This window comes from Amycolatopsis sp. lyj-346 (genome assembly GCF_046548975.1).
Taxonomy (GTDB): domain Bacteria; phylum Actinomycetota; class Actinomycetes; order Mycobacteriales; family Pseudonocardiaceae; genus Amycolatopsis.
The window spans coordinates 187588-207093 of sequence record NZ_JAJPWT010000007.1; the positions used below are offsets into that span (position 1 = coordinate 187588).

The 19506-nt window shown below is 72.1% G+C and carries 18 protein-coding genes and 1 pseudogene; 14 read left to right on the forward strand and 5 right to left on the reverse strand.

Annotation, left to right across the window (positions count from 1 at the left end; translation table 11 throughout):
- The first annotated feature begins 27 nt into the window (after positions 1 to 27).
- Together ACLJQE_RS22640 and ACLJQE_RS22645 are read left to right on the forward strand one after the other, a co-directional pair.
- Complete coding sequence (locus ACLJQE_RS22640) at positions 28 to 756, forward strand: SDR family NAD(P)-dependent oxidoreductase (RefSeq protein ID WP_410641311.1); 729 nt, start codon at positions 28 to 30, stop codon at positions 754 to 756.
- A 150-nt stretch (positions 757 to 906) separates the two neighbouring features.
- A complete protein-coding gene (locus ACLJQE_RS22645) occupies positions 907 to 1791 on the forward strand; it encodes a hypothetical protein (RefSeq protein ID WP_410641312.1) in 885 nt (294 codons plus the stop codon).
- A 202-nt stretch (positions 1792 to 1993) separates the two neighbouring features.
- Here the strand turns inward: ACLJQE_RS22645 and ACLJQE_RS22650 are convergent, their stop codons facing one another.
- The 4 genes from ACLJQE_RS22650 to ACLJQE_RS22665 are packed head-to-tail and all read right to left on the reverse strand — an operon-like array spanning position 1994 to position 5855.
- Positions 1994 to 3175: a PQQ-dependent sugar dehydrogenase gene (locus tag ACLJQE_RS22650; protein WP_410641313.1), complete on the reverse strand. Its 1182-nt coding sequence runs from the start codon at positions 3173 to 3175 to the stop codon at positions 1994 to 1996.
- A gap of 16 nt (positions 3176 to 3191) precedes the next feature.
- Positions 3192 to 4037: an alpha/beta fold hydrolase gene (locus ACLJQE_RS22655; RefSeq protein ID WP_410641314.1), complete on the reverse strand. Its 846-nt coding sequence runs from the start codon at positions 4035 to 4037 to the stop codon at positions 3192 to 3194.
- Positions 4038 to 4083: 46 nt separating this feature from the next.
- Complete coding sequence (locus ACLJQE_RS22660) at positions 4084 to 4740, reverse strand: response regulator (RefSeq protein WP_410641315.1); 657 nt, start codon at positions 4738 to 4740, stop codon at positions 4084 to 4086.
- Positions 4737 to 5855, reverse strand: coding sequence for a sensor histidine kinase (locus ACLJQE_RS22665; RefSeq protein ID WP_410641316.1), 1119 nt, complete (start codon positions 5853 to 5855; stop codon positions 4737 to 4739). Before ACLJQE_RS22665 ends, ACLJQE_RS22660 begins: the two co-directional genes overlap by 4 nt.
- Before the next feature lie 132 nt (positions 5856 to 5987).
- Between ACLJQE_RS22665 and ACLJQE_RS22670 the strand changes: the two are divergent.
- A pseudogene (locus ACLJQE_RS22670) lies at positions 5988 to 6508 on the forward strand (class I SAM-dependent methyltransferase).
- On the opposite strand, the gene ACLJQE_RS22675 reads toward ACLJQE_RS22670, so the two are convergent.
- Positions 6484 to 7257 (reverse strand): helix-turn-helix domain-containing protein, encoded by a 774-nt coding sequence (locus tag ACLJQE_RS22675; protein WP_410641317.1) that lies wholly within the window; start codon positions 7255 to 7257, stop codon positions 6484 to 6486. The pseudogene ACLJQE_RS22670 and the gene ACLJQE_RS22675 sit on opposite strands and share 25 nt — an antisense overlap.
- Positions 7258 to 7332: 75 nt before the next feature.
- Between ACLJQE_RS22675 and ACLJQE_RS22680 the strand changes: the two genes are divergently transcribed.
- The 11 genes from ACLJQE_RS22680 (at position 7333) to ACLJQE_RS22730 (ending at position 19350) form a co-directional block, all read left to right on the forward strand.
- The gene (locus ACLJQE_RS22680) at positions 7333 to 8250 is read left to right on the forward strand and encodes an LLM class flavin-dependent oxidoreductase (RefSeq protein ID WP_410641318.1); all 918 of its coding nucleotides are present in this window, start codon (positions 7333 to 7335) and stop codon (positions 8248 to 8250) included.
- Positions 8251 to 8477: 227 nt separating this feature from the next.
- A complete protein-coding gene (gene mfd / locus ACLJQE_RS22685; RefSeq protein ID WP_410641522.1) occupies positions 8478 to 12032 on the forward strand; it encodes a transcription-repair coupling factor in 3555 nt (1184 codons plus the stop codon).
- Between the two features lie 84 nt (positions 12033 to 12116).
- Positions 12117 to 12995, forward strand: coding sequence for a helix-turn-helix domain-containing protein (locus tag ACLJQE_RS22690; protein WP_410641319.1), 879 nt, complete (start codon positions 12117 to 12119; stop codon positions 12993 to 12995).
- Positions 12976 to 13140: a DUF397 domain-containing protein gene (locus tag ACLJQE_RS22695; protein ID WP_410641320.1), complete on the forward strand. Its 165-nt coding sequence runs from the start codon at positions 12976 to 12978 to the stop codon at positions 13138 to 13140. Before ACLJQE_RS22690 ends, ACLJQE_RS22695 begins: the two co-directional genes overlap by 20 nt.
- A 76-nt stretch (positions 13141 to 13216) precedes the next feature.
- A complete protein-coding gene (locus ACLJQE_RS22700; protein ID WP_410641321.1) occupies positions 13217 to 14278 on the forward strand; it encodes a SurA N-terminal domain-containing protein in 1062 nt (353 codons plus the stop codon).
- The gene (locus ACLJQE_RS22705; protein WP_410641322.1) at positions 14275 to 15207 is read left to right on the forward strand and encodes a MazG family protein; all 933 of its coding nucleotides are present in this window, start codon (positions 14275 to 14277) and stop codon (positions 15205 to 15207) included. Before ACLJQE_RS22700 ends, ACLJQE_RS22705 begins: the two co-directional genes overlap by 4 nt.
- A 54-nt stretch (positions 15208 to 15261) precedes the next feature.
- Entirely contained in the window at positions 15262 to 15819 is a 558-nt protein-coding gene (locus ACLJQE_RS22710; RefSeq protein ID WP_410641323.1) for an RNA polymerase sigma factor, read from the forward strand.
- Positions 15816 to 16616: a zf-HC2 domain-containing protein gene (locus tag ACLJQE_RS22715; RefSeq protein ID WP_410641324.1), complete on the forward strand. Its 801-nt coding sequence runs from the start codon at positions 15816 to 15818 to the stop codon at positions 16614 to 16616. The genes ACLJQE_RS22710 and ACLJQE_RS22715 overlap by 4 nt, the downstream gene beginning before the upstream one ends.
- 12 nt (positions 16617 to 16628) lie before the next feature.
- On the forward strand, positions 16629 to 17432 hold the full coding sequence (locus tag ACLJQE_RS22720; RefSeq protein WP_410641325.1) for an ABC transporter ATP-binding protein: 804 nt from the start codon (positions 16629 to 16631) through the stop codon (positions 17430 to 17432).
- The gene (locus ACLJQE_RS22725) at positions 17432 to 18790 is read left to right on the forward strand and encodes a hypothetical protein (protein WP_410641326.1); all 1359 of its coding nucleotides are present in this window, start codon (positions 17432 to 17434) and stop codon (positions 18788 to 18790) included. Before ACLJQE_RS22720 ends, ACLJQE_RS22725 begins: the two co-directional genes overlap by 1 nt.
- Positions 18787 to 19350 carry a hypothetical protein gene (locus ACLJQE_RS22730; RefSeq protein WP_410641327.1) on the forward strand — a complete coding sequence of 188 codons (564 nt, stop codon included), beginning with the start codon at positions 18787 to 18789 and terminating at the stop codon, positions 19348 to 19350. Before ACLJQE_RS22725 ends, ACLJQE_RS22730 begins: the two co-directional genes overlap by 4 nt.
- The last annotated feature ends 156 nt before the right edge of the window (positions 19351 to 19506 follow it).

Below are 19506 nucleotides of genomic sequence, written 5' to 3' on the forward strand. Positions count from 1 at the left end.
CCGATCCTAAGCACTATGGTCGGGTTCATGGCGAACAACAGGGAAATCGTGGTGACGGGCGGCGGCACGGGCATCGGCTACGCCGTGGCGGCGGCCTTCGCCGAGGCCGGCGAGCGCGTCACGATCACCGGGCGCCGGGAGCAGGTGCTCACCGAAGCCGCGACGCTCGCGGGCGCGCGGCCCGTCGTGTTCGACGCCGCCGATCCCGCGGCCGTCGAAGCCGCACTGGACGAGTTGCCGGACCGCGTCGACGTCCTCGTCAACAACGCCGGCGGCAACACGGATTTCCTCGACGGCGGAAGCGAAGCGGGTCTGGCCGGCTTCGCGGCCGCGTTCGAGCGGAACCTGCGGTCCAATGTGGTCAGTGCCGCGCTGGTGACGCACGCGCTGCGTGACCGCCTCGCCGAGGGCGCGCGGATCGTCACCGTCGGCTCGATCGCCGCGCACACCGGCGCCGGGTCCTACGGGGCCGCGAAGGCGGCCGTCGAAGCCTGGAACGCGAGTGTGGCCAGGGAGCTCGGGCCGCGCGGGATCACCGCGAACGTCGTCGCGCCGGGCCTGATCGGGGACACCGAGTTCTTCCACGGGCAGCTGAGCGACGAGCGTCGCGACTGGCTGATCGGCAACACGATGAACAAGCGCCCGGGAACGCCGGACGACGTCGCCGCCGTGGTGACGTTCTTGGCGAGCCCCGCCGCCGGGCACGTCACCGGGCAGGTCGTGCACGTCAACGGCGGGGCCTACCTGGGCAAATAGGGCCGGCGCATCGGCCGTTCGGCCGGTGTGTGCGCTTCCCGGGACTTGGTTGCCCGCCGAATGGCCAAAACAGACCGGCTCTTCGGGCGATACCCGCGGTCCGCCTTCGCCATAGCTTCGGATTCCTGACGGAGCCGGCGGAGGTGGGCGTTGCGGATACGACTCGACGACGTGAAGGTGCGTGCGGGAATCGCCGCGGTTCTCGTGACGGGTGGCTTGCTCACCGCAATCGCCGTCAACAGCGGCTCCGGAAGCGACAGCTGGCGCGCCGGGTGCGCCGCGCCGCCCGCCGATCCCACGGGCAAGCAGGCGAGCATCGTCGCCGAAGCCAGAAAAGCCCTGCTGAGCACGGGAAACGACCCGCGTCTCGGGATCGAGATCGTCGACCTGGACGCCTGCGCCGTCGAAACGCGGTGGAAAGCCGACCAGCCGCAGCCCACCGCGTCCGTGGTGAAGCTGCTCATCGCCCTCGACCTGATCGACCGCTCCGGAGTGCCTTCGGACAGCGAAGCGACGGCCGTCCACACCATGCTCTCGGCCAGCGACGATCGCGTCGCCAGCCGCCTGTGGCAGCAGAACGGCGGTCCGGACATCGTCCGGCGGCAGGCCGGGAAGCTGGGGCTGACGCACACCGCGCCCCCGGCCGACCCGGGGAAGTGGGGCTCCACCCGGATGTCGCCCACCGACGTCGTCACGGTGTACCGGCACATCACCGCAAAGCTGTCCGAAGAAGGCCGCGAGTTCCTCACCGCCGCGCTGGAAGAGCCGCCCCGCGCCGCGGCGGACGGCTTCGACCAGCACTTCGGGATCCCGCGGGCGTTCCCGGGCGCGGCCTGGGCGGTGAAGCAGGGCTGGGGCAGCTCCGAGGGCCGGCGGGTGCTCAACACCACGGGGCTGGTCCGGACCGCGTCGCGCACCTACGCCGTCGCGGTGCTGGCTTCCTGGAACGAGACCGTCGACTGGCCCACCGCGACCGCGGCACTGACCACGGCGGTCAGCGCGGTGAAGGGCTCGCTCAGGGCCGCGAAGGCCTGACCGGAGTTGGATGCCGGTCCCCGGTCGCCAGGTCGGCGATGGCGCCCGGGGACCGGCGCGGTGCTGCCGCGGGAACGCTTGCTTCGGACCGCGTCCAACACGCGTCGGGGGCGGGCGAAAACTTCTGGTACACACCATGTTCCGCGATCCGCGGCCCCGGCGGAAGTGTCCACGGCATCCGGTGGCCGTGCTTTTCTCATGGTCAGGCGGGCGTGACCTTCAGCAGCTTGTCGTCGCTTCCGCCCGACGTGGTCACGTACAGGGCGCCGTCCGGGCCGCTGCGGGCCGCGCGCAGGCGGCCGAACTTGTCGTCGAACTCCGGGGGCAGCGTGACTTCGAGGACCTTGCCCGCCGCGTCCAGGCGGTACAGCAGCAGTTTCTGGCCCTTGAGCGCCGTCACGACCAGCGCGCCGTCGTTCGCGCCCCACTGCGCGCCGGTCAGGAAGGCGTTGCCGCAGATCGCCTCGGTGGTCCGGCCGGAGGTCCACATCGGACTCACGGCGTCCGGGAAGCGCTGGAGGTCGGTCATCGGCACGCTCTCGTCGTAGCTCGATTCCGTGCCACCCTGCGACGGGTCCCAGCCGTAGTTGCCGCCCGGCTTCAGCAGGTTGACCTCGTCGTCGAACGACGGCCCGTGCTCGGTAGTGATCACCTGGCCGCTGCCCGGGCGGATCGCCACGCCCTGGACGTTGCGGTGACCGTAGGTGTAGACCAGCCGTTCGCGCGGGTCGCTCGAAGAGATGAACGGGTTGTCCGGCAACGGGTTCCCGGTCTTCGCGTCCAGCCGCAGCACCTTGCCGCCGAGGGAGCGGCGGTCCTGCGCGATCGACGCGCGCGCGGTGTCGCCGGTGCCGACGAGCAGCGCGCCGTCCGGCGCGAACGTCGGACGGCAGCCGGAGTGCCGCCCGCTCGGGTTCACCGGCAGCCCGGTGAGCAGGTCCTTCACCTTCGTCGCGCTCGCGCCGTCGGCGGCCAGTGTCCAGGTGACCAGCCGGACGTCGACGGCCCGGCCGCCTTCCTGGTGGTTCTGGCAGGTGATGAACTCGCGGCTGGTGGCGAAGTCCGGGCTGACGGCCATGCCGAGCAGCCCGCCTTCGCCCTTGACCAGGACGTCGGAGAAGTCGGCGCGCACCTCGGTGGCCTGTCCGCCCCGGACGAGCGCGAGCTTGCCGGGCCGCTGGGGCACGAGGATGCCGCCGTCGGGCAGGAAGCCGATGTCCCAGCCGTGCTCCAGCCCGGCGGTCACCGTCTCGACCTTGAACGCCCCGCTCGCGGCGGCCGGCGTGGCCGCGGGCGGGACGCTCTGCACGGGCTCGCTCGCCGCGCCCGAACAGCCCAGGACCAGCAGGGACACCGCACCGATGAGACCCAGCGAACGCCGCATGAGGCCCATCCTCCCATCAACCGGTGAAATCGCCGTTCGCCGCGCGGCGCGTGAGGAACTCCAGGTCCGCCTCGCCGGGGAGGTAGTGCCCGGCGCCGGGAACCAGGTCCACGACGGCGCCCGCCGCTTCGAGCCGCCGTTTCGTCGTCGCGGAATCGACCATGGCGTCGTCTGCCCCGGCGACGGCGTACACCGGCATGCTCAGCCGTTCCAGGGCCGCGTCGCCGAAGACGGGGAACGGCCCGGTGCGGTACCGGTAGTTCGCGGACACCAGCAGCTGCTGCGCCACGATCGGCGACGACTCCGGCTCGCCCACCGCGCCGGCGACGGACTTCCGCCGCCCCTTCTCGCCGAGCAGCGCCAGCAGGACGGCTTTGACGACGAACCCCTTCTTCATCGGGCCGAGGCCGACCGGGCACCGCAACGCCAGTGCGGCGACGCGCCCGGGCCGCCGGATCGCGAAGTCGAGCGCGAGCCAGCCACCGAACGACGACGTCAGGAAGGCGGCCTGCTCGACGCCGAAGTGGTCCAGCACCGCGTCCAGCCACCGCGCGTAGCGGTCGCTGTCGAGCGGCGGGCGCGCCTCGGCGCTCAGCCCGGGTTCGCCGATGACGTCGACGGCGTACACCCGGAACCGCCCGGCCAGCGCCGGCATCCGGGCGGCCCACTCCGCGGAGTTGCTGCCGGACCCGTGCAGCAGCACCAGGGCCGGCGCGCCGGCCGGCCCCGAGACCAGCACGAACGTCTCGCCTTCGGGTGTCGGGACGCGCACGTCCTCACGGGGAACAGGCCAGGCCTGCAGGGCGTCGAGGTACCGCCGACGGAGGAGGGCAGCCCCTGCTTCGGACTTGTATATCGTCATGCAAAGTACTCTAAACCTCCGTATCAAGAGGTTAAATAGGGAGTGATCAGGAACCCGGTCGGACCAGCCCGGACTCGTAGGCGAAGACCACGGCGTGCACCCGGTCGCGCAGCCGCAGCTTGCCGAGGACCCGCCCGACGTGCGTTTTCACCGTCGTCTCGCCGATGTACAGCTTCGCGGCGATCTCACTGTTGGAGAGCCCGCGCGCGATAAGGCCCAGCACGTCCTTCTCCCGTTCGGTCAGCGCTTCGAGCTTCGCGACGTCCACGGGATCGCGCTCGTCGGCGAGGTACCGGTCGAGCAGCCGCCGCGTGACCGACGGCGACACCATCGAGTCACCCCGCAGCACACCCCGGATCGCGACGAGCATCTCGTCCGCGGGCGCGTCCTTGACCAGGAACCCGCTGGCCCCGCCCCGCAACGCGGCGTAGGCGTACTCGTCGAGGTCGAAGGTCGTGATGACGAGGACGCGCACGTCCGGCAGCTCGCCGCAGATCCGCGCGGTCGCCGCGACACCGTCGAGCACCGGCATCCGCACGTCCATCAGCACCAGGTCGGGCCGGAGTTCCTGCGCGAGGGCGACGGCTTCTTCGCCGTTGCCCGCTTCGCCCACGACGGAGAGATCGTCTTGGCTTTCGACGATCATGCGCAGGCCGACGCGGACGAGCTGCTGGTCGTCGCAGAGGAGGATGCGGGTGGTCACGAGCCCACCACCAGGCTCGCGGACACGCGGTACCCGCCGTCGGGGAGGGGGCCGGTGGTCAGCTTGCCGTGGTACATCTCGACGCGCTGGTGCATTCCCGCCAGGCCGCGCCCGGAGGATGGCAGGGCCCGCGCCGGTGGGGCGTGGCCGCCCGTGTTCGTCACCTCGATGCGGACCTCGGGGGGCTCGAAGGCGACGCTGACCCGGCCGGTAGCGTCGGCTGGGGCGTGCTTGATCATGTTGGTCAGTGCCTCCTGGACGATCCGGTACGCCTGCAGCGCGGCGCTCGCGGGCAGAGCGCCCGGGTCGCCGGTGACGTCGAGCGTGACGTCCCGCCCGGACTGCCCGACGAGCTCGCGCAGTTCGGCGAGCGTCGGCTGGGGGCTGCGCGCCGCCTGGCCGGCGTGCAGGACTTCGAGGAGCCGGCGCAGCTCGGCCAGTGCGTCCCGGCCCGTGTGGACGATCGTGTCGAGCGTGCGGTCGACGACGGCCGGGTCGCGGTGGCGGGCGAGCTTCGCGCCTTCGGCGTTCAGCACGATCACGCTCATGCTGTGCGCCACGACGTCGTGGAGCTCGCGCGCGATCCGGGTGCGCTCTTCCGCGACCGCCGCGCGGGTCTGGGCGTCGTCGCGCTTCTCCTCTTCCGCGGTGAGCTGTTCCTTGGTGCGGAAGAACTCCCCGAGCGCCCAGGCCGCGATGTGCAGCGGCAGGATGCTGATCATCGTGAAGGTCGGGTTCGCGGTTTCCGGCGCGTAGAGCGAAACCCACTGGACGCCGAGCACGACGATCGCCGCGGCGATCACCGCGGCGAACCACCGGTGCCGCAGCTTCACCAGGTTGAACAGCACGACCGCCATGGCCAGTTCGGTGCGGCCGCGGTCGTACGCCCAGACGTCGTTGAAGTACACGGCCGCCGCCCCGGCGATGATCAGCACCGCGACCGTGCGCGGGAACCTGCGGCGCACCAGCAGCGGGAGCAGGAACAGCATCGGGATCGCCCGCACGCCCCACGAACCCTCGCCCACCCAGTTCGGCGAGAGGAGGGCGAACACCGCGTACAGCGGCAGGTCCACGGTCCACCGGTGCCTGCGCATCCACACGACGAGTTGTTCCATGCCGCCGAACGTAGCGCCAGGGAAGGGGCCGGGGCGTCATCCCTCCGGCCCGATCGGGTCCTCCCCGGGGAGGACTGAACGGGCCGGTCCGGCCGATTCGTGGCCACCCCGGCCGTTCCTAGCGTCGGGAACATGTCGATCACCAGGGAATTCCTCCGCCACCCCGTCCTGACGGGCGCGATCGCGCCGAGTTCGCCGCGGCTGGCCGAAGAGATGACGGCGGGCCTCGGCCTGGAACGCGCGTCGTGCGTCGCGGAACTCGGGCCGGGCACCGGCGTGTTCACCGAAGCGGTCCTCGCGCTGCTTCGCCCCGAAGCGCGCTTGGCCGGCGTCGACGTCGTCGTCTCCGGTCTGCCGTGGACGGCCATGACCGCGGCCCGGCAGCAGCGCATCCTCGACGCGGTCACCGCGGCACTGGCTCCGAGCGGCAGGTTCACGACGTTCGCGTACGCCACACGGCCTGGACGCCACCTGCCCGCCGCTTCGCCGCGTCGCTGCGAAGCCGGTTCGCGGTGGTGGAGCGCACGCAGGTCGTCTGGGGCAACCTGCCGCCCGCGTTCGTCTACCGCGCGGCGCTGCCGGTGGCGGTGGGGAGGGCCCGGCGTGGACAGCCTGCCGCGGCCATCGGTCACCCGACGGCGCTGGTGGTGTGAAGGCGTTCCGCGGTCTCGGCGTCCGCGGGCAGGAACGTCTCCAGCTTCAGCTCCGACACGGTCACGTCCGCCGCCGTCGCGAACGTCGTGATCGCGGTGATCAGCCGCAGCTCGCCGATCGAGGTGGCCAGGCGGACCGGGACCGCGAACCCCAGGTGCTCCGGGCCGGGCGGGGACGGCGGCGGCAGGTACCCCGCCAGCTCGTCGAGCTGCGCGGCCAGCCGTTCGTCCGGGGCGCGGGCCAGGTCGCTGCGGAGGCGTTCGAGGATGTGCCGGGCCCAGTCGTCGAGGTTGGCCACGCGCGGTGCCATCCCCTTCGGGTGCAGCGCCAGCCGCAGCGTGTCCACCGGTTCGCGCAGCAGTTCCGGGTCCACCCCCTCGGTGAGCAGCCCGAACCCGTCGTTCGCCGCGACCAGCACGCCGTAGCGGTCGACGACGATCGCGGGGTAGGGCCGGTGGCCGTCGAGCAGCCGCCGCAGGCCGTCGAGCACCGGCCGGATCGCCGGGTCGTCGAGCCGCGTTTCGGGGTACGTCGGCGCGTAGCCCGCGGCGAGCAGGAGGCCGTTGCGCTCGCGCAGGGGGAGTTCGAGGGATTCGGCGACGCGCACGACCATGCTGCGGCCGGGCAGCGAGCGCCCGCTCTCCATGAAGCTGACGTGCCGCTGCGTCGTGCCCGCGCGCAGGGCCAGGTCGAGCTGGCTGATCCGCCGCCGGGTGCGCCAGTCCTTGAGCGCCGTTCCGAAGTTCACGGGTCCATCCTGGTCGGTGCGTCCATTCCCTGCGGGGAATTGAGGGCATACCCCGGCTTCGGCGACGCTTCGGCCATGACGAACTTCGGCCTGGTCATCCCGACCTACCAGCCCATCCTCGACGCCGGGCGGACCGCACCCGAGCTGGTCGACGTCGCCGTGGCCGCCGAGCGGCTCGGCCTCGACTCGGTCTGGGTCGGCGACACTCTCGCGCGGGCTCCGCTGGACGCGCTCACCGTCCTGGCCGCCTTCGCCGCCCGCACTTCGCGGGTGACACTGGGGACCTCCGCGCTGCTCCCGGCCCTGCGGAACCCGGTTCTGACGGCGAACCAGCTGCTTTCGCTCGACCTGCTGAGCTCCGGCCGGCTCACGGTGGCCGTCGGCGCCGGGTTCGCCGGGCGCAGCGAGCCGGAGTTCGCGTTCGCGGGCGTGCCGTGGGAGCGCCGCCGGGCCCGGCTGGACGACATCGTGGCGCTCTGGCGCGCGGCGTGGAGCGGCGCTCGCTCCTTCCACGGCGCTCTGCTGCACTACGACTCGCTGCCGGAGTTCCCCGCCCCGGCCCGCCCGGGTGGCCCGCCGGTGTGGCTGGCGGCGTACACGCCGGGCGCGCTGGAGCGGGCCGGCCGGCTGTACGACGGCTGGCTGCCCTACCCGCCGGACCCGGCGGACTACGGCTCCGGCCTGGCCCGGATCCGCGCGACGGCGGCACGCCCGGTGACCGCGGCGCTGTTCGCGACGGTCCTGGTGGAGGACGACACCGACCGCGGGCTCACGTTGCTGGAGGACTACTGCCAGCGCAACTACGGCCGGCCGGCGGCGTTCGTCCAGGGGATCCAGATGCAGGTGAGCGGCAGTGCCGCGGAGGTGGCGGCGCAGCTGCGGAAGTACGAAGGCGTGGAGCACTTCCTGCTGCGCATCGCGAGCACGGACCCGAAGGTGTTTGACGAGCAGCTGCCCCGCGTCGCCGAGGTGGCGAACCTGCTGCGCTCTTGACACCTTGCCAGCGCCCCAATGTGGCCTTCGGTGCGTCCAACGCACCCAATGTGGCCTTCGGTGCGTTGAGCGCACCCAATGTGGCCTTCGGTGCGTTGGACGCACCCAATGTGGCCTTCGGTGCGTTCAACGCAACCAAGGCCACCTTGGGGCGCTCTGGGCCGCGACCAGCCGTGATCGGAACTGTCGGGGGTGGCACGTAGTCTGGGACCGTGACCGACGCTCCACTGTCCGGACTCCTCACCGCCGTCCTTCCCGACCCGGCTCTGCGCGGCGTGGTCGAGCGCGCCGGCGCGCCGCTGCTCGAGCTGCAGGGCCCGATCGCCGCCCGGCAGCTCGTCGCCGCCGTGCTCGCCGCCGATGCGGGTGCCGGCAAGCCCGTGCTCGCCGTCACCGCCACCGGCCGCGAGGCCGACGAGCTGACCGCGTCCCTCGGCGCGCTACTGGGCAAGCACAGAATCGCCGACTTCCCGAGCTGGGAAACCCTGCCGCACGAGCGCCTGTCCCCGCGTGCGGACACCGTCGGCCGGCGGCTGGAAGTGCTGCACCGGCTGAAGACCGGGGACGACGACCTGCGCGTGGTCGTCGCCACCGTCCGCAGCCTGATCCAGCCCATGGCGCCCGGTCTCGGGTCCCTCGCCCCGGTCGACCTCGTCGTCGGCGAAGAACAGAGCTTCGAAGGCCTTCTCGAGCGGCTGGTCGAGCTGGCGTACACCCGCGTCGACATGGTCGAGAAGCGCGGCGAGTTCGCCGTCCGCGGCGGCATCCTCGACCTGTTCGGGCCCACCGCGCAGCACCCCGTCCGGGTGGAGTTCTGGGGCGACGAGGTCAGCGAGATCCGCGCGTTCGCCGTCTCCGACCAGCGGTCGCTGCCCGGCGAGATCCAGCGGGTCACCGCGCCGCCGTGCCGCGAACTGCTGCTGACCCAGCCGGTCCGGGAGAAGGCCGCGGAGCTGGCGAAGACGTACGAAGCCGACGCGCACCTGGCCGAGATGCTCACCAAGCTCGCCGACGGCATCCCGGTCGAGGGCATGGAAGCGCTCATCCCGGTCCTCTGCGAAGGCGAGCTCGAGCTGCTCACCGACGCGATGCCGGCAGGCACCCACGTGCTGCTCACCGACCCAGAGAAGATCCGCGCCCGCGCCGCCGACCTGGTCCGCACCGGCCAGGAGTTCCTCGAAGCGTCCTGGACGACGGCCGCGGCGGGCGGCCAGGCCCCGATCGACCTCGGCGCGTCGGCTTACCGCGGGCTCGACGAGATCGCGTCCCACGCGCAGGACACCAAGCGCGCCTGGTGGACGATCACCCAGCTGACCAGCGAAGACCCGGACGTCTACCGCGTCTCGGTCGAGGCCGCGCCCGCCTACCGCGGCGAGCTCGAGCGTGCGACGGCGGACCTGCGCGCGCACACCGCGGCGGGTGGCACGGCGGTGCTCGTCGTCGCCGGCCAGGGCACCGCGGCGCGCGCGGTGGAGCAGCTCACGGCCGCCGACGTCCCGGCGACCCAGGCCGGTGACGGCCTCACCGGCGCACCGGCACCCGGCATGGTCACGGTCACCTGCGGCGGCCTCACCGACGGGTTCGTCTCGCCGGAGCGCGCCCTGGTCGTGCTCAGCGAAGCGGACCTCACCGGCCGCGGCGCGGGCGCCGGAACGTCCACAAAGGACCTGAACACCAAGATGCCGTCCCGGCGGCGCAACGCGGTCGACCCGCTCGCGCTCAAGGCCGGCGACTACGTCGTGCACGAGCAGCACGGCATCGGCCGGTTCGTCGAGATGGTCCAGCGGACGGTCGCCGGCGCCACCCGCGAGTACCTCCTGCTGGAGTACGCGTCGTCCAAGCGCGGCCACCCGGGTGACAGGCTGTTCGTGCCCACCGACCAGCTCGACGAGGTCTCCCGGTACGTCGGCGGCGAGCTGCCCACGCTCAACAAGCTCGGCGGCTCCGACTGGAAGAACACCAAGGCCAGGGCCAAGAAGGCGGTCAAGGAGATCGCCGCGGAGCTCGTCCAGCTGTACGCGGCGCGCCAGTCCGCGCCCGGGCACGCGTTCGGCCCGGACACGCCGTGGCAGCACGAGCTGGAAGACGCCTTCCCGTTCACGGAGACGAACGACCAGCTCGCCGCGATCGACGAGGTCAAGGGCGACATGGAACGCGGCGTCCCGATGGACCGCGTGATCTGCGGCGACGTCGGCTACGGCAAGACCGAGATCGCGGTCCGCGCCGCGTTCAAGGCGGTCCAGGACGGCAAGCAGGTCGCGGTCCTCGTCCCGACCACGCTGCTCGCCCAGCAGCACCTGAACACGTTCACCGAGCGGATGCGCTCGTTCCCGGTGAAGATCCGCGGCCTGTCGCGGTTCTCCGCCAAGAGCGAGACCGACGCGACCCTGGAGCAGCTGGCCAGCGGTGAGATCGACATCGTCATCGGCACGCACCGCCTGCTGCAGACCGGCGTCCGCTGGAAGGACCTGGGCCTGATCATCGTCGACGAGGAGCAGCGGTTCGGCGTCGAGCACAAGGAGCACATCAAGGCGCTGCGCACGCACGTCGACGTGCTCACCATGTCGGCGACACCGATCCCGCGCACCCTGGAGATGTCGCTGGCCGGCATCCGCGAGATGTCGACGATCCTGACCCCGCCGGAAGACCGCCACCCGATCCTGACCTACGTCGGCGCGTACGACGACAAGCAGGTCGGCGCGGCCATCCGGCGCGAGCTGCTGCGCGACGGCCAGGTCTTCTACGTCCACAACCGCGTCTCCTCGATCGAGAAGGCGGCGCGGCGGATCCGGGAGCTGGTGCCGGAGGCGCGGGTCGTCACCGCGCACGGCCAGATGAACGAGGACAAGCTCGAAAAGATCATCCAGGGCTTCTGGGAGAACGAGTACGACGTCCTGGTCTGCACGACGATCGTCGAGACCGGGCTGGACATCTCGAACGCCAACACGCTCCTGGTCGAGCGCGGCGACCTGCTGGGGCTGGCCCAGCTGCACCAGCTGCGCGGCCGGGTCGGGCGTGGGCGCGAGCGCGGGTACGCGTACTTCCTGTACCCGCCGGAGGCGCCGCTGACGGAGACCGCCCACGACCGCCTGGCGACGATCGCCCAGAACACCGAGCTCGGCGCGGGCATGGCGGTCGCGATGAAGGACCTCGAGATCCGCGGCGCGGGCAACATCCTCGGTGCGGAGCAGTCGGGGCACATCGCGGGCGTCGGGTTCGACCTGTACGTGCGGCTGGTCGGCGAAGCGGTCGACGCGTTCAGGCGGCACGCGGGCGCGGAGCCGGCGGAGGACGAGGAGATGGCCGACGTCCGCGTCGACCTCCCGATCGACGCCCACATCCCGCACGACTACGTCCCTGGCGAGCGGCTGCGCCTGGAGGCGTACCGCAAGATCGCGGCGGCGCCGGACACCGAGGGCCTCGACGCGGTCCGCGAAGAGCTCATCGACCGCTACGGCCAGCCGCCGGCGCCGGTCAACCGGTTGCTGGCGGTGGCGAAGTTCCGGCACACGTGCCGCGAGGCGGGCGTGACGGAGGTGGCGGTCCAGGGCAACACGATCAGGTTCGCGCCGCTGCCGTTGCTGGACTCGCAGATGGTGCGCCTGAAGCGGCTGTACCCGAAGGCGGCGTACAAGGCGGTGACGAACACGGTGTCGGTGCCGAAGCCCACGGAGGGCCCGGCGGGCGGCCGGATCGGCGCGCCGACGCTGCGGGACGAAGAGCTGCTGGAGTGGTGCACGAAACTGCTGCTCCAGCTGACGAAGAAACCGGCTGCTGTGTAAGGGGGAGTGGACACCGGCGCCACATCGGGGGACTTTCCGTTGTGGCGCCTGGGTTTCTCTTGGGTCTGCCCTTACGTTCGGTCCATGGCGGAATATCGCGAGCCGAACATCCGGGCCCGGCAGCTCGGCGACCGGCTGCTCCAGCGGATGGCGGAGAAGGGCTGGGGCGTCCGGGAAATGTCCCGACGCCTGGAGATGAGCGCGCAGTGGGTATCGGCGGTGACCCGCGGCCGCGCCCGCCCGTCGCCGGTCCACCTGGCCCGCTTCCTCACGACGCTCGGGTTCCGGGGCGAGGAATACCGCGAGCTGATGGCCATGGGCGACGAAATGCGCACTCCCGGCCTCCTTGAGAAGCCGCTGCAGCTGCGCACGTTGATCTGGCACGAGAAGCGGGCCACCGCCATGTCGCAGTTTCACGGCTGCTCGGTGCCGGGACTGCTGCAGACCGCCGACTACGCCCGGAGCTTGATCGCGGAGATCGGCAACGCGACCGATCCGGACCACATCGATGAGCTGGTGTTCGCCCGAATGGCCCGCCAGGTGATCCTCGACAAGAAGCCCTCCGTCACCTTCGACTTCTACCTGCACGAATTCGTGCTCCGGCTGCCCATCGGGCGCGGAGCGCCCGATGTCATGCGCGACCAGCTTCGGCAGCTCGGCCGGCTCGCCGATCGCAGCAACATCTCGATCCGGATCGTTCCCGCCCGGTGCGGTGGTCATCCGGCAATGGCGGGGCATTTCAAATTGATCGAGTCGGCAGAGTTCAAACCCGTCATCTTCATCGACAGTGAGGTGTCTTCGCTGTTCCTCGAGGAGCCCGCGGAGGTGGTGGCCTACCGCCAAGTGCTCAAAGGGCTCGATCGGGTCGCTCTCGATCAGGCACAATCGAGGGAATTCATCGCCGACCTGGCGAAGAACCTCTACTCATCGGGAGCGCGGCGGGATGATGGTCACCTGGCGTAAGAGCAGCTACAGCACCAACGGTGATGAGTGCGTCGAGGTCGCCACCGGCCCCAAGGTCCTGATCCGGGATACCAAGGACCGCGAAGGCGGCATCCTCACCGCCTCCACCCCCACCTGGCGTGAGTTGCTCAGCCAACTTCGCTGAACACTGCCGTCGGCAGGGCGTGGGTGTTGCGGTTCGGGGGCGGTGGTGTGAGAGGGTATGGCCTGTGATGCGGATCATGGGGCGCCCTCGCGCGCTGGTCGCGGTCGTTGCCGGTGCTTTTCTGCTCGCCGGGTGTGGCTCGGGCCCCAGCCAGGTCGGTGCCGCCGCGGTCGTCGGTGACCACACCGTCTCCATCGACCAGGTGCAGGAGCTGATCGACAAGGCCGTCCGCGAGCAGCCTTATGCACAGAAGCTCGCCGGCGAGCACAAGCTCGAAACGCTCGGCCGGGCCGCCGTCACCCAGCTCGTCCTGCACGAGCTGCTCCTCCAGGCCGCCGCGAAGCAGGGCATTACGCCCAACCACGGGCAGATCGACGCCCAGCTGGCGAAGGATCCCCTCAACGGTCCGGTCCCCGCCGACGCGAGCAACGAGGCTCAGGCCGTCAGCCAGGTCGTTGCCCGCTCGCGTGACCACCGCGAGTCGCTGACCGACACCTACCTCGCCCAGGCGCTGGCCGAGAAGGCCGTCCCGAACCTGTCGGTCACCTTCGACTTCACGACGATCGGCTCGATGCCGGATCCCAACACCGGCTCCGCGCTCCAAGGAGCCGAAGCGAAGAAGGCAGCCCTCGACCTCGCCCGGCAGTTCGCCGCCGACCCGGCGGCCGCGCAGCAGCGCATCGGCGCCGACGTCCAGTACGAGGCCCAGCTGCGGCAGCAGGCGAAGCAGCAGGGCAACAACGTCGATGCCATCCCGCCGCTCACCGGCCTCGGGGACGCGGTGCCCGCCGCGCAGGCCGGTGCCCTCGCTTCCACGCCGATCTTCGGTTCGCCGGCCGGGACCGTCACGGCCGTCCCCTACCCGAGCCAGGATCTGGCCGGCACCTGGCTCGTCGCTGTGATCCGGCAGCGCACGGACGACCGGACCGTCGCCACGGAGCAGGCGCCGGCGCTCGACGCCGGCACCAAGACCGCGGTCGGCATGCGGCAGCTGCAGCCGCTGTTCGACGAACTCGGCGCGCGGGTCAACAAGCGGTACGGCGTGTGGGACGCCGTGGGCCTGACCGTCGTGCCGAACCAGGACGCCACGCAGGGCCTCGTGCTGCCCCCGGGCGGGTCCGGTCGTACCCAGCAGTGAGCACGGGTGTCGTCGTGGTCGTCCGCGGGACGACGCTGCCCGGTGCGGCGCTCAAGATCCTGCGTGAATCACCTGCCGTCTACGCGGCCACGGACGTCGACCCGGCTGCGTTCGGGGTCCCGGCCGTCACCGAGGCGCCTTCGCTGAAGGACGTCGTGCTGCTCGCGGGGTCCCGGGACGAGCCGGCGGCGTCGCTGCTCATCGCGACCGGCGCGGACGTCATCGAGACGCCGGTGCCGCCGCTGGTCGAGGCCGCCGACGTGATGGACCGGCTCCGCTCGCCGGGCGGCTGCCCGTGGGACGCGGTGCAGACGCACGATTCGCTGCGGCAGTACCTGGTCGAGGAGACCTACGAGCTGCTCGACGCCATCGAGGAAGGCGACCGCGAGGCGCTGCGCGAAGAGCTCGGCGACGTCCTGCTGCAGGTGCTCTTCCACGCGCGGGTGGCGGCCGAGGACCCGGAAGACCCGTTCGGCATCGACGACGTCGCCGCGGCGCTCGTCGCGAAGCTGGTCGGACGGCACCCGCACGTCTTCGCCGGCGCCGACGCGGTGCACACCGTCGAGCACCAGAACGTCAAGTGGGAAGAGCTGAAGCAGCGCGAGAAGCAACGTCGATCCATTGTGGACGGCGTGGCGCTCGGCCAGCCCGCCGTCGCGCTGGCGGGCAAGCTCGGGCAGCGCTCCGGGCGCGCGGGCATCCCGCTCGACCTCTTTCCCGAAGGCACCGGTGCGGCCGCCCAGCTGTTCCGCATCGCCGCCACCGCCCGCCGGGCGGGCGTCGACGCCGAGGGCGAGCTGAGGGCGTTGGCGAAGCAGTTCGCGAAGGACATCCAGGCCGCCGAGCAGGCCGCCCGCGACGCCGGGCTGGAGCCGACGACCCTGGAGGCCGACGGCTGGCGGAAGTTCTGGCCCTCGCGCTCGGTGTGACGCAGCACACATTCGGATGAGAACCGTATCGGCTCATCCGGCGTCTTGCCCGGTGTGAGACACAAGCCAGTGGAGAACGCCGACGAGGAGCACCTCGTCCGGCGCACGGCCAAGGGCGACCGCGCGGCGTTCGAGGAGCTCTACCGCCGCACGGCGCCATGGCTCGCCGTGCGCCTGCGCCGCCGGTGCGCGGACGAGCAGATCGTCGCGGAGGTCATGCAGGAGACGTTCCTGGCCGTCTGGCGGGCGGCGGGTTCGTTCGCGGGCGCGGCCACCGGCGGGAGCGCGGTCGGCTGGCTCTGGACGATCGCCGCCCGCCGGCTGGTCGACGCGTTCCGGCGCCGGGCGCACCACGCCCAGCCGCCACCGGCGATGGCCCTCGACGCCGCCCCGGTGGCGGGCGCCGAGGACGAGCTCCTGGCGGCGACGATGGGCGACGAGGTCGGCTCCGCGCTGCGCGACCTCGCGCCGGAGCTGCGGGCGGTGCTGCAGGCCATGGTGCTGGACGGGCTGACCGTCCGGGAGACCGCCGTCCTGCTGGGGTTGCCGGAGGGGACGGTCAAGACCCGGGCGCGCCGGGCGCGGATCGCATTGCGGGAGGCACTGTCATGAACCATGCGCCGGAGCGGCTCATCGCCGCGTACGTGGCGGGCGAGGACCTCCCGGGTGACCAGCTGTGGGGCCTCGAAGCCCACCTCGAGGCGTGCCCGGTCTGCCGGGCGCGGCTCGCCGAGGCCGCGCCGGTCCAGCCGGTGGTGGACCTGGTCTGGGCCCGGCTGGCGGCGGGCACCGGGGTGCCGGGCGTGCCCGCGCACCCGGCGCGACGCCGCTTCGGCCGGTGGCTCACCACCTGGGCCACCCCGGTGATGGTGCCGTGGCTGGCGATGATCGTGCTGGTCGTCCTGCTGGCGGTGGTGCTGGACCGCGTCGGGCACTCGGTGCTGGACGTCACGGCGGTGCAGCTCTTCGCGCCGGTGCTGCCGGTGCTCGGGGTCGCCGTGTCGTGGGCGCGGGGGCTGGATCCGGCGTACGAAGTCGTCGTCGCGACGCCGCGCGCCGGGCTGTACCTGGTCGCGCGGCGGACGCTGGCCGTGCTGCTCGTCGTCCTGCCGGTGCTGGGCGTCGCCGGGTGGCTGACCGGCACGGCGCCGGCGCTCTGGCTGCTGCCGAGCCTGGCCTTCACGACGGGCACGCTCGCGCTGGGCGGGCTGATCGGCGTCACGCGGGCGGCGTACGTGCTGGTCGCGGTGTGGATGGCGGCACTGGTGCTGCCCACCGTCGCGGCCCAGCGGCAAACGTTTGCGCTCAGCACCGGCGCGTGGCCGGTGTGGGTGGGGATCTTCGCGCTGACGACGGTGGTGGCCGCCCTGCACAAGGGCGCGTTCACCCGGCTCGGCGCGCGCAACTAGGGAGGACGGAACATGCGTGCAGTGGGAGCGGCGGAGGTCGCACCGACGGCCTACGCCTGGGAAATCCAGGCCGAGGGGCTGAAGGTGCGGGTGGGCCGCCGGAAACTGGCCGTGAACGGGCTGGACCTGTCGCTCGGCAAGGGGGTGCACGGCTTGCTCGGGCCCAACGGCGCGGGCAAGACGACGCTGATCCGGGCACTGGCGACGGTGCTCCGGCCGGCGGAGGGGAGGCTGTCGCTGCTCGGTGTGCCTGCCGGGGGGCACACCGGGCAGCGCGGCCTGCGACGGCGGATCGGGTACCTGCCGCAGAACTTCGGGTTCTACAAGCGGTTCACCGTCCGGGAGTTCGTCGAGTACATCGCCTGGCTCAAGGAGATGTCCAAAGAGGACATCCCGGGTGCGGTGCAGCGCGCGATCGAGCGGGTGGGGCTCGCCGACCGCGCGGACGACCGGATGAAAACCCTGTCGGGCGGGATGGTGCGCCGGGTCGGCATCGCACAGGCGATCGTCAACGACCCGGACATCCTGCTGCTCGACGAGCCGACCGCCGGGCTCGACCCGGCGCAGCGCGTGCGGTTCCGCGAGCTGGTGCAGCAACTCGGCCAGGACTCGTGCGTGCTGATCTCGACGCACCTGGTCGAGGACGTGGGCACGGCGTGCTCCGACGTCATCCTGTTCGCCGACGGCAAGCTGGTGTTCCAGGGCACCCCGGACGAGCTGGCGGCCGCGGGCACCCCCGAGCACACCGGGGACAGCCCGATCGAGCGCGGCTATTCGGCGCTGCTGAACCACGAGCACGGCAAGGGGGCGTGGTGATGATCCTGCGCACCGAACTGCGGCGCTCGATCGCGCCCTGGGCCGGGCTGGCGTTGCTCGTCGTCGCGCTCGGCTTCCTGTTCCTGCTGTCCGGGCCGTGGTGGAAGGTGCCCGCGCCGTGGACGGGGAACACGACGACCACCGCCCTGTGGCTGCGGTTCCTGCTGGTGTTCCTGTGGCCGATCGCGGTCGGTGCCGGGGCGATCCAGGGCATGCGGGACAGCCGCTCCGGCATGGTCGAACTGCTGTCCACGACGTCCCGCCCGGGCTGGCACCGGGCGATCCGGCTGGCCGGCGCGGTGGGCGCGTTGAGCGCGCTCGGTTTCCTGCTGGTGTTCGGCGTCGGGGTGGCCGAGGTGCTCGGGCACGGCGGGTTCGTGTCCGCGAGCTTCCTGCCGGTCGTGCTCGTCGGCCTGCTCGCCGTCGTGGCGGGCAGCTGGATCGGCCTCGCGGCCGGGCGGCTGCTGCCGCACCCGCTGACCGCGCCCGCGCTGGCCGTGCTGACCCTGGTGGCGTCCGTGCTGGCTTGGACGTCGGTCGAAGCGAACGTGCTGTCGGTGCCCTACCACCGGTTCGCGTTGCTGGCGCCGGCCCTCGGGCAGCCGCGGGGCGTGCTCGTGACGACGTCGGCTCCGACGGACCTCGGGCAGGCGGCGTGGTTCGCCGGTCTCGCCGCGACCGGCCTCCTGCTGCTGGCGGCGAAGTCCGCGCGGGCCAAGGTCCTCGGCCTGCTGCCGGTGGTGGCCGGGGCGGCGATCGCCCTGCCGGTCTTCCCGGCTTCCGCCGACGGGCTGCTGGTCCCGGACAGCGTCGCCGCCCGGAAGCTCTGCGACGGCCCGATCTGCGTCAGCCGGGTGCACGAGGACAGGCTGGCCGCACTGGCCGGGCCGGGCCGGGAAGCGCTGGCGATGCTGGCGAAGCTGCCCGGCGCGCCCACCCGGATCGAGGAGCAGATCGCGCCGAACCCCGTCACCGGCCCGGTTCCCCGCGATCCCGGCGTCGTCTACCTGGACTTCCAGCGCAACGACGCCTTGCTCACGGCGAACGCGGACGACCTGCGGCTCGCGGTGCTGTCCGGTGCCGGGGTGCCCTCGTGCGACCCGCCGTACGTCGGCAGCTTGGCCGACCTGGGCGCCCGGATGATCGCGGCGGCGCACTTCACCGGCGAGCTGAAGCCGTTGCCCGAGTACGCCGGGAAATGGTTCCTCGTGCAGTCCGGCGTGCTGGAGCAGGCCTGGGCGAAGTTCCGTGCGTTGCCCGAGGAGGTCCGGTTCGGCCGGATCGTCGCCATGCGCCAGGTGCTCCTGACCTGCCAGGGCGACCCGCTCGACACGCTGGTGCCGGGAGCCCTGCGATGAGGTGGGCGACGCTCTACGCCCGGTCGCGGCAGCTTCCGGCGGCGGCCGCCGCACTGCTGTCGGCGACGCTCGGGATCTGGTTCCTCGGCCGCGGCTCGTGGGACGTGATCCTGGCCGTGCTGACGCTGACCTCGGCGATCGCGGTGGCGGCGATCGGGCTGAGCGGCCAGGACGCCGACCTCGACCGGTCCGCGGCCCTGCCGTGGCCGGTGCGGCGGTTCGCGCACCTGGCGCTGACCGGCCTCGTGGCCGCCGCCGCGGTGCTGGCGGTGCAGGAACTGGGAACGTCCGCGGTCGACACGTCGATCATCGTGCGCGACGCGGCCGGTCTGGCGGGCCTGGCCGGCCTGTCGGCCACGATCGCCGGCGGCCAGTTCGGCTGGACGCTGCCGCTGGCCTGGTGCGCGATCGGCCCGTTCGTCCCGCGCGACTCCTCGACCGCCGGCCAGATCGCGGCGTGGCTGCTCCAGCCCCCGGAAACCCCGGCGGCCACCTGGACGGCGGCGATCCTGGCCCTCACCGGAGCGGTGACGTACACGGCTTGGGGCGGCCGCCGCTAGCGCCCCAATGTGGCCTTCGGTGCGTTGGGCGCACCGAAGGCCACCTTGGGTGCGTTGGGCGCACCGAAGGCCACCTTGGGTGCGTTGGGCGCACCGAAGGCCACATTGGGTGCGTTGGGCGCACCGAAGGCCACATTGGGTGCGTTGAGCGCACCG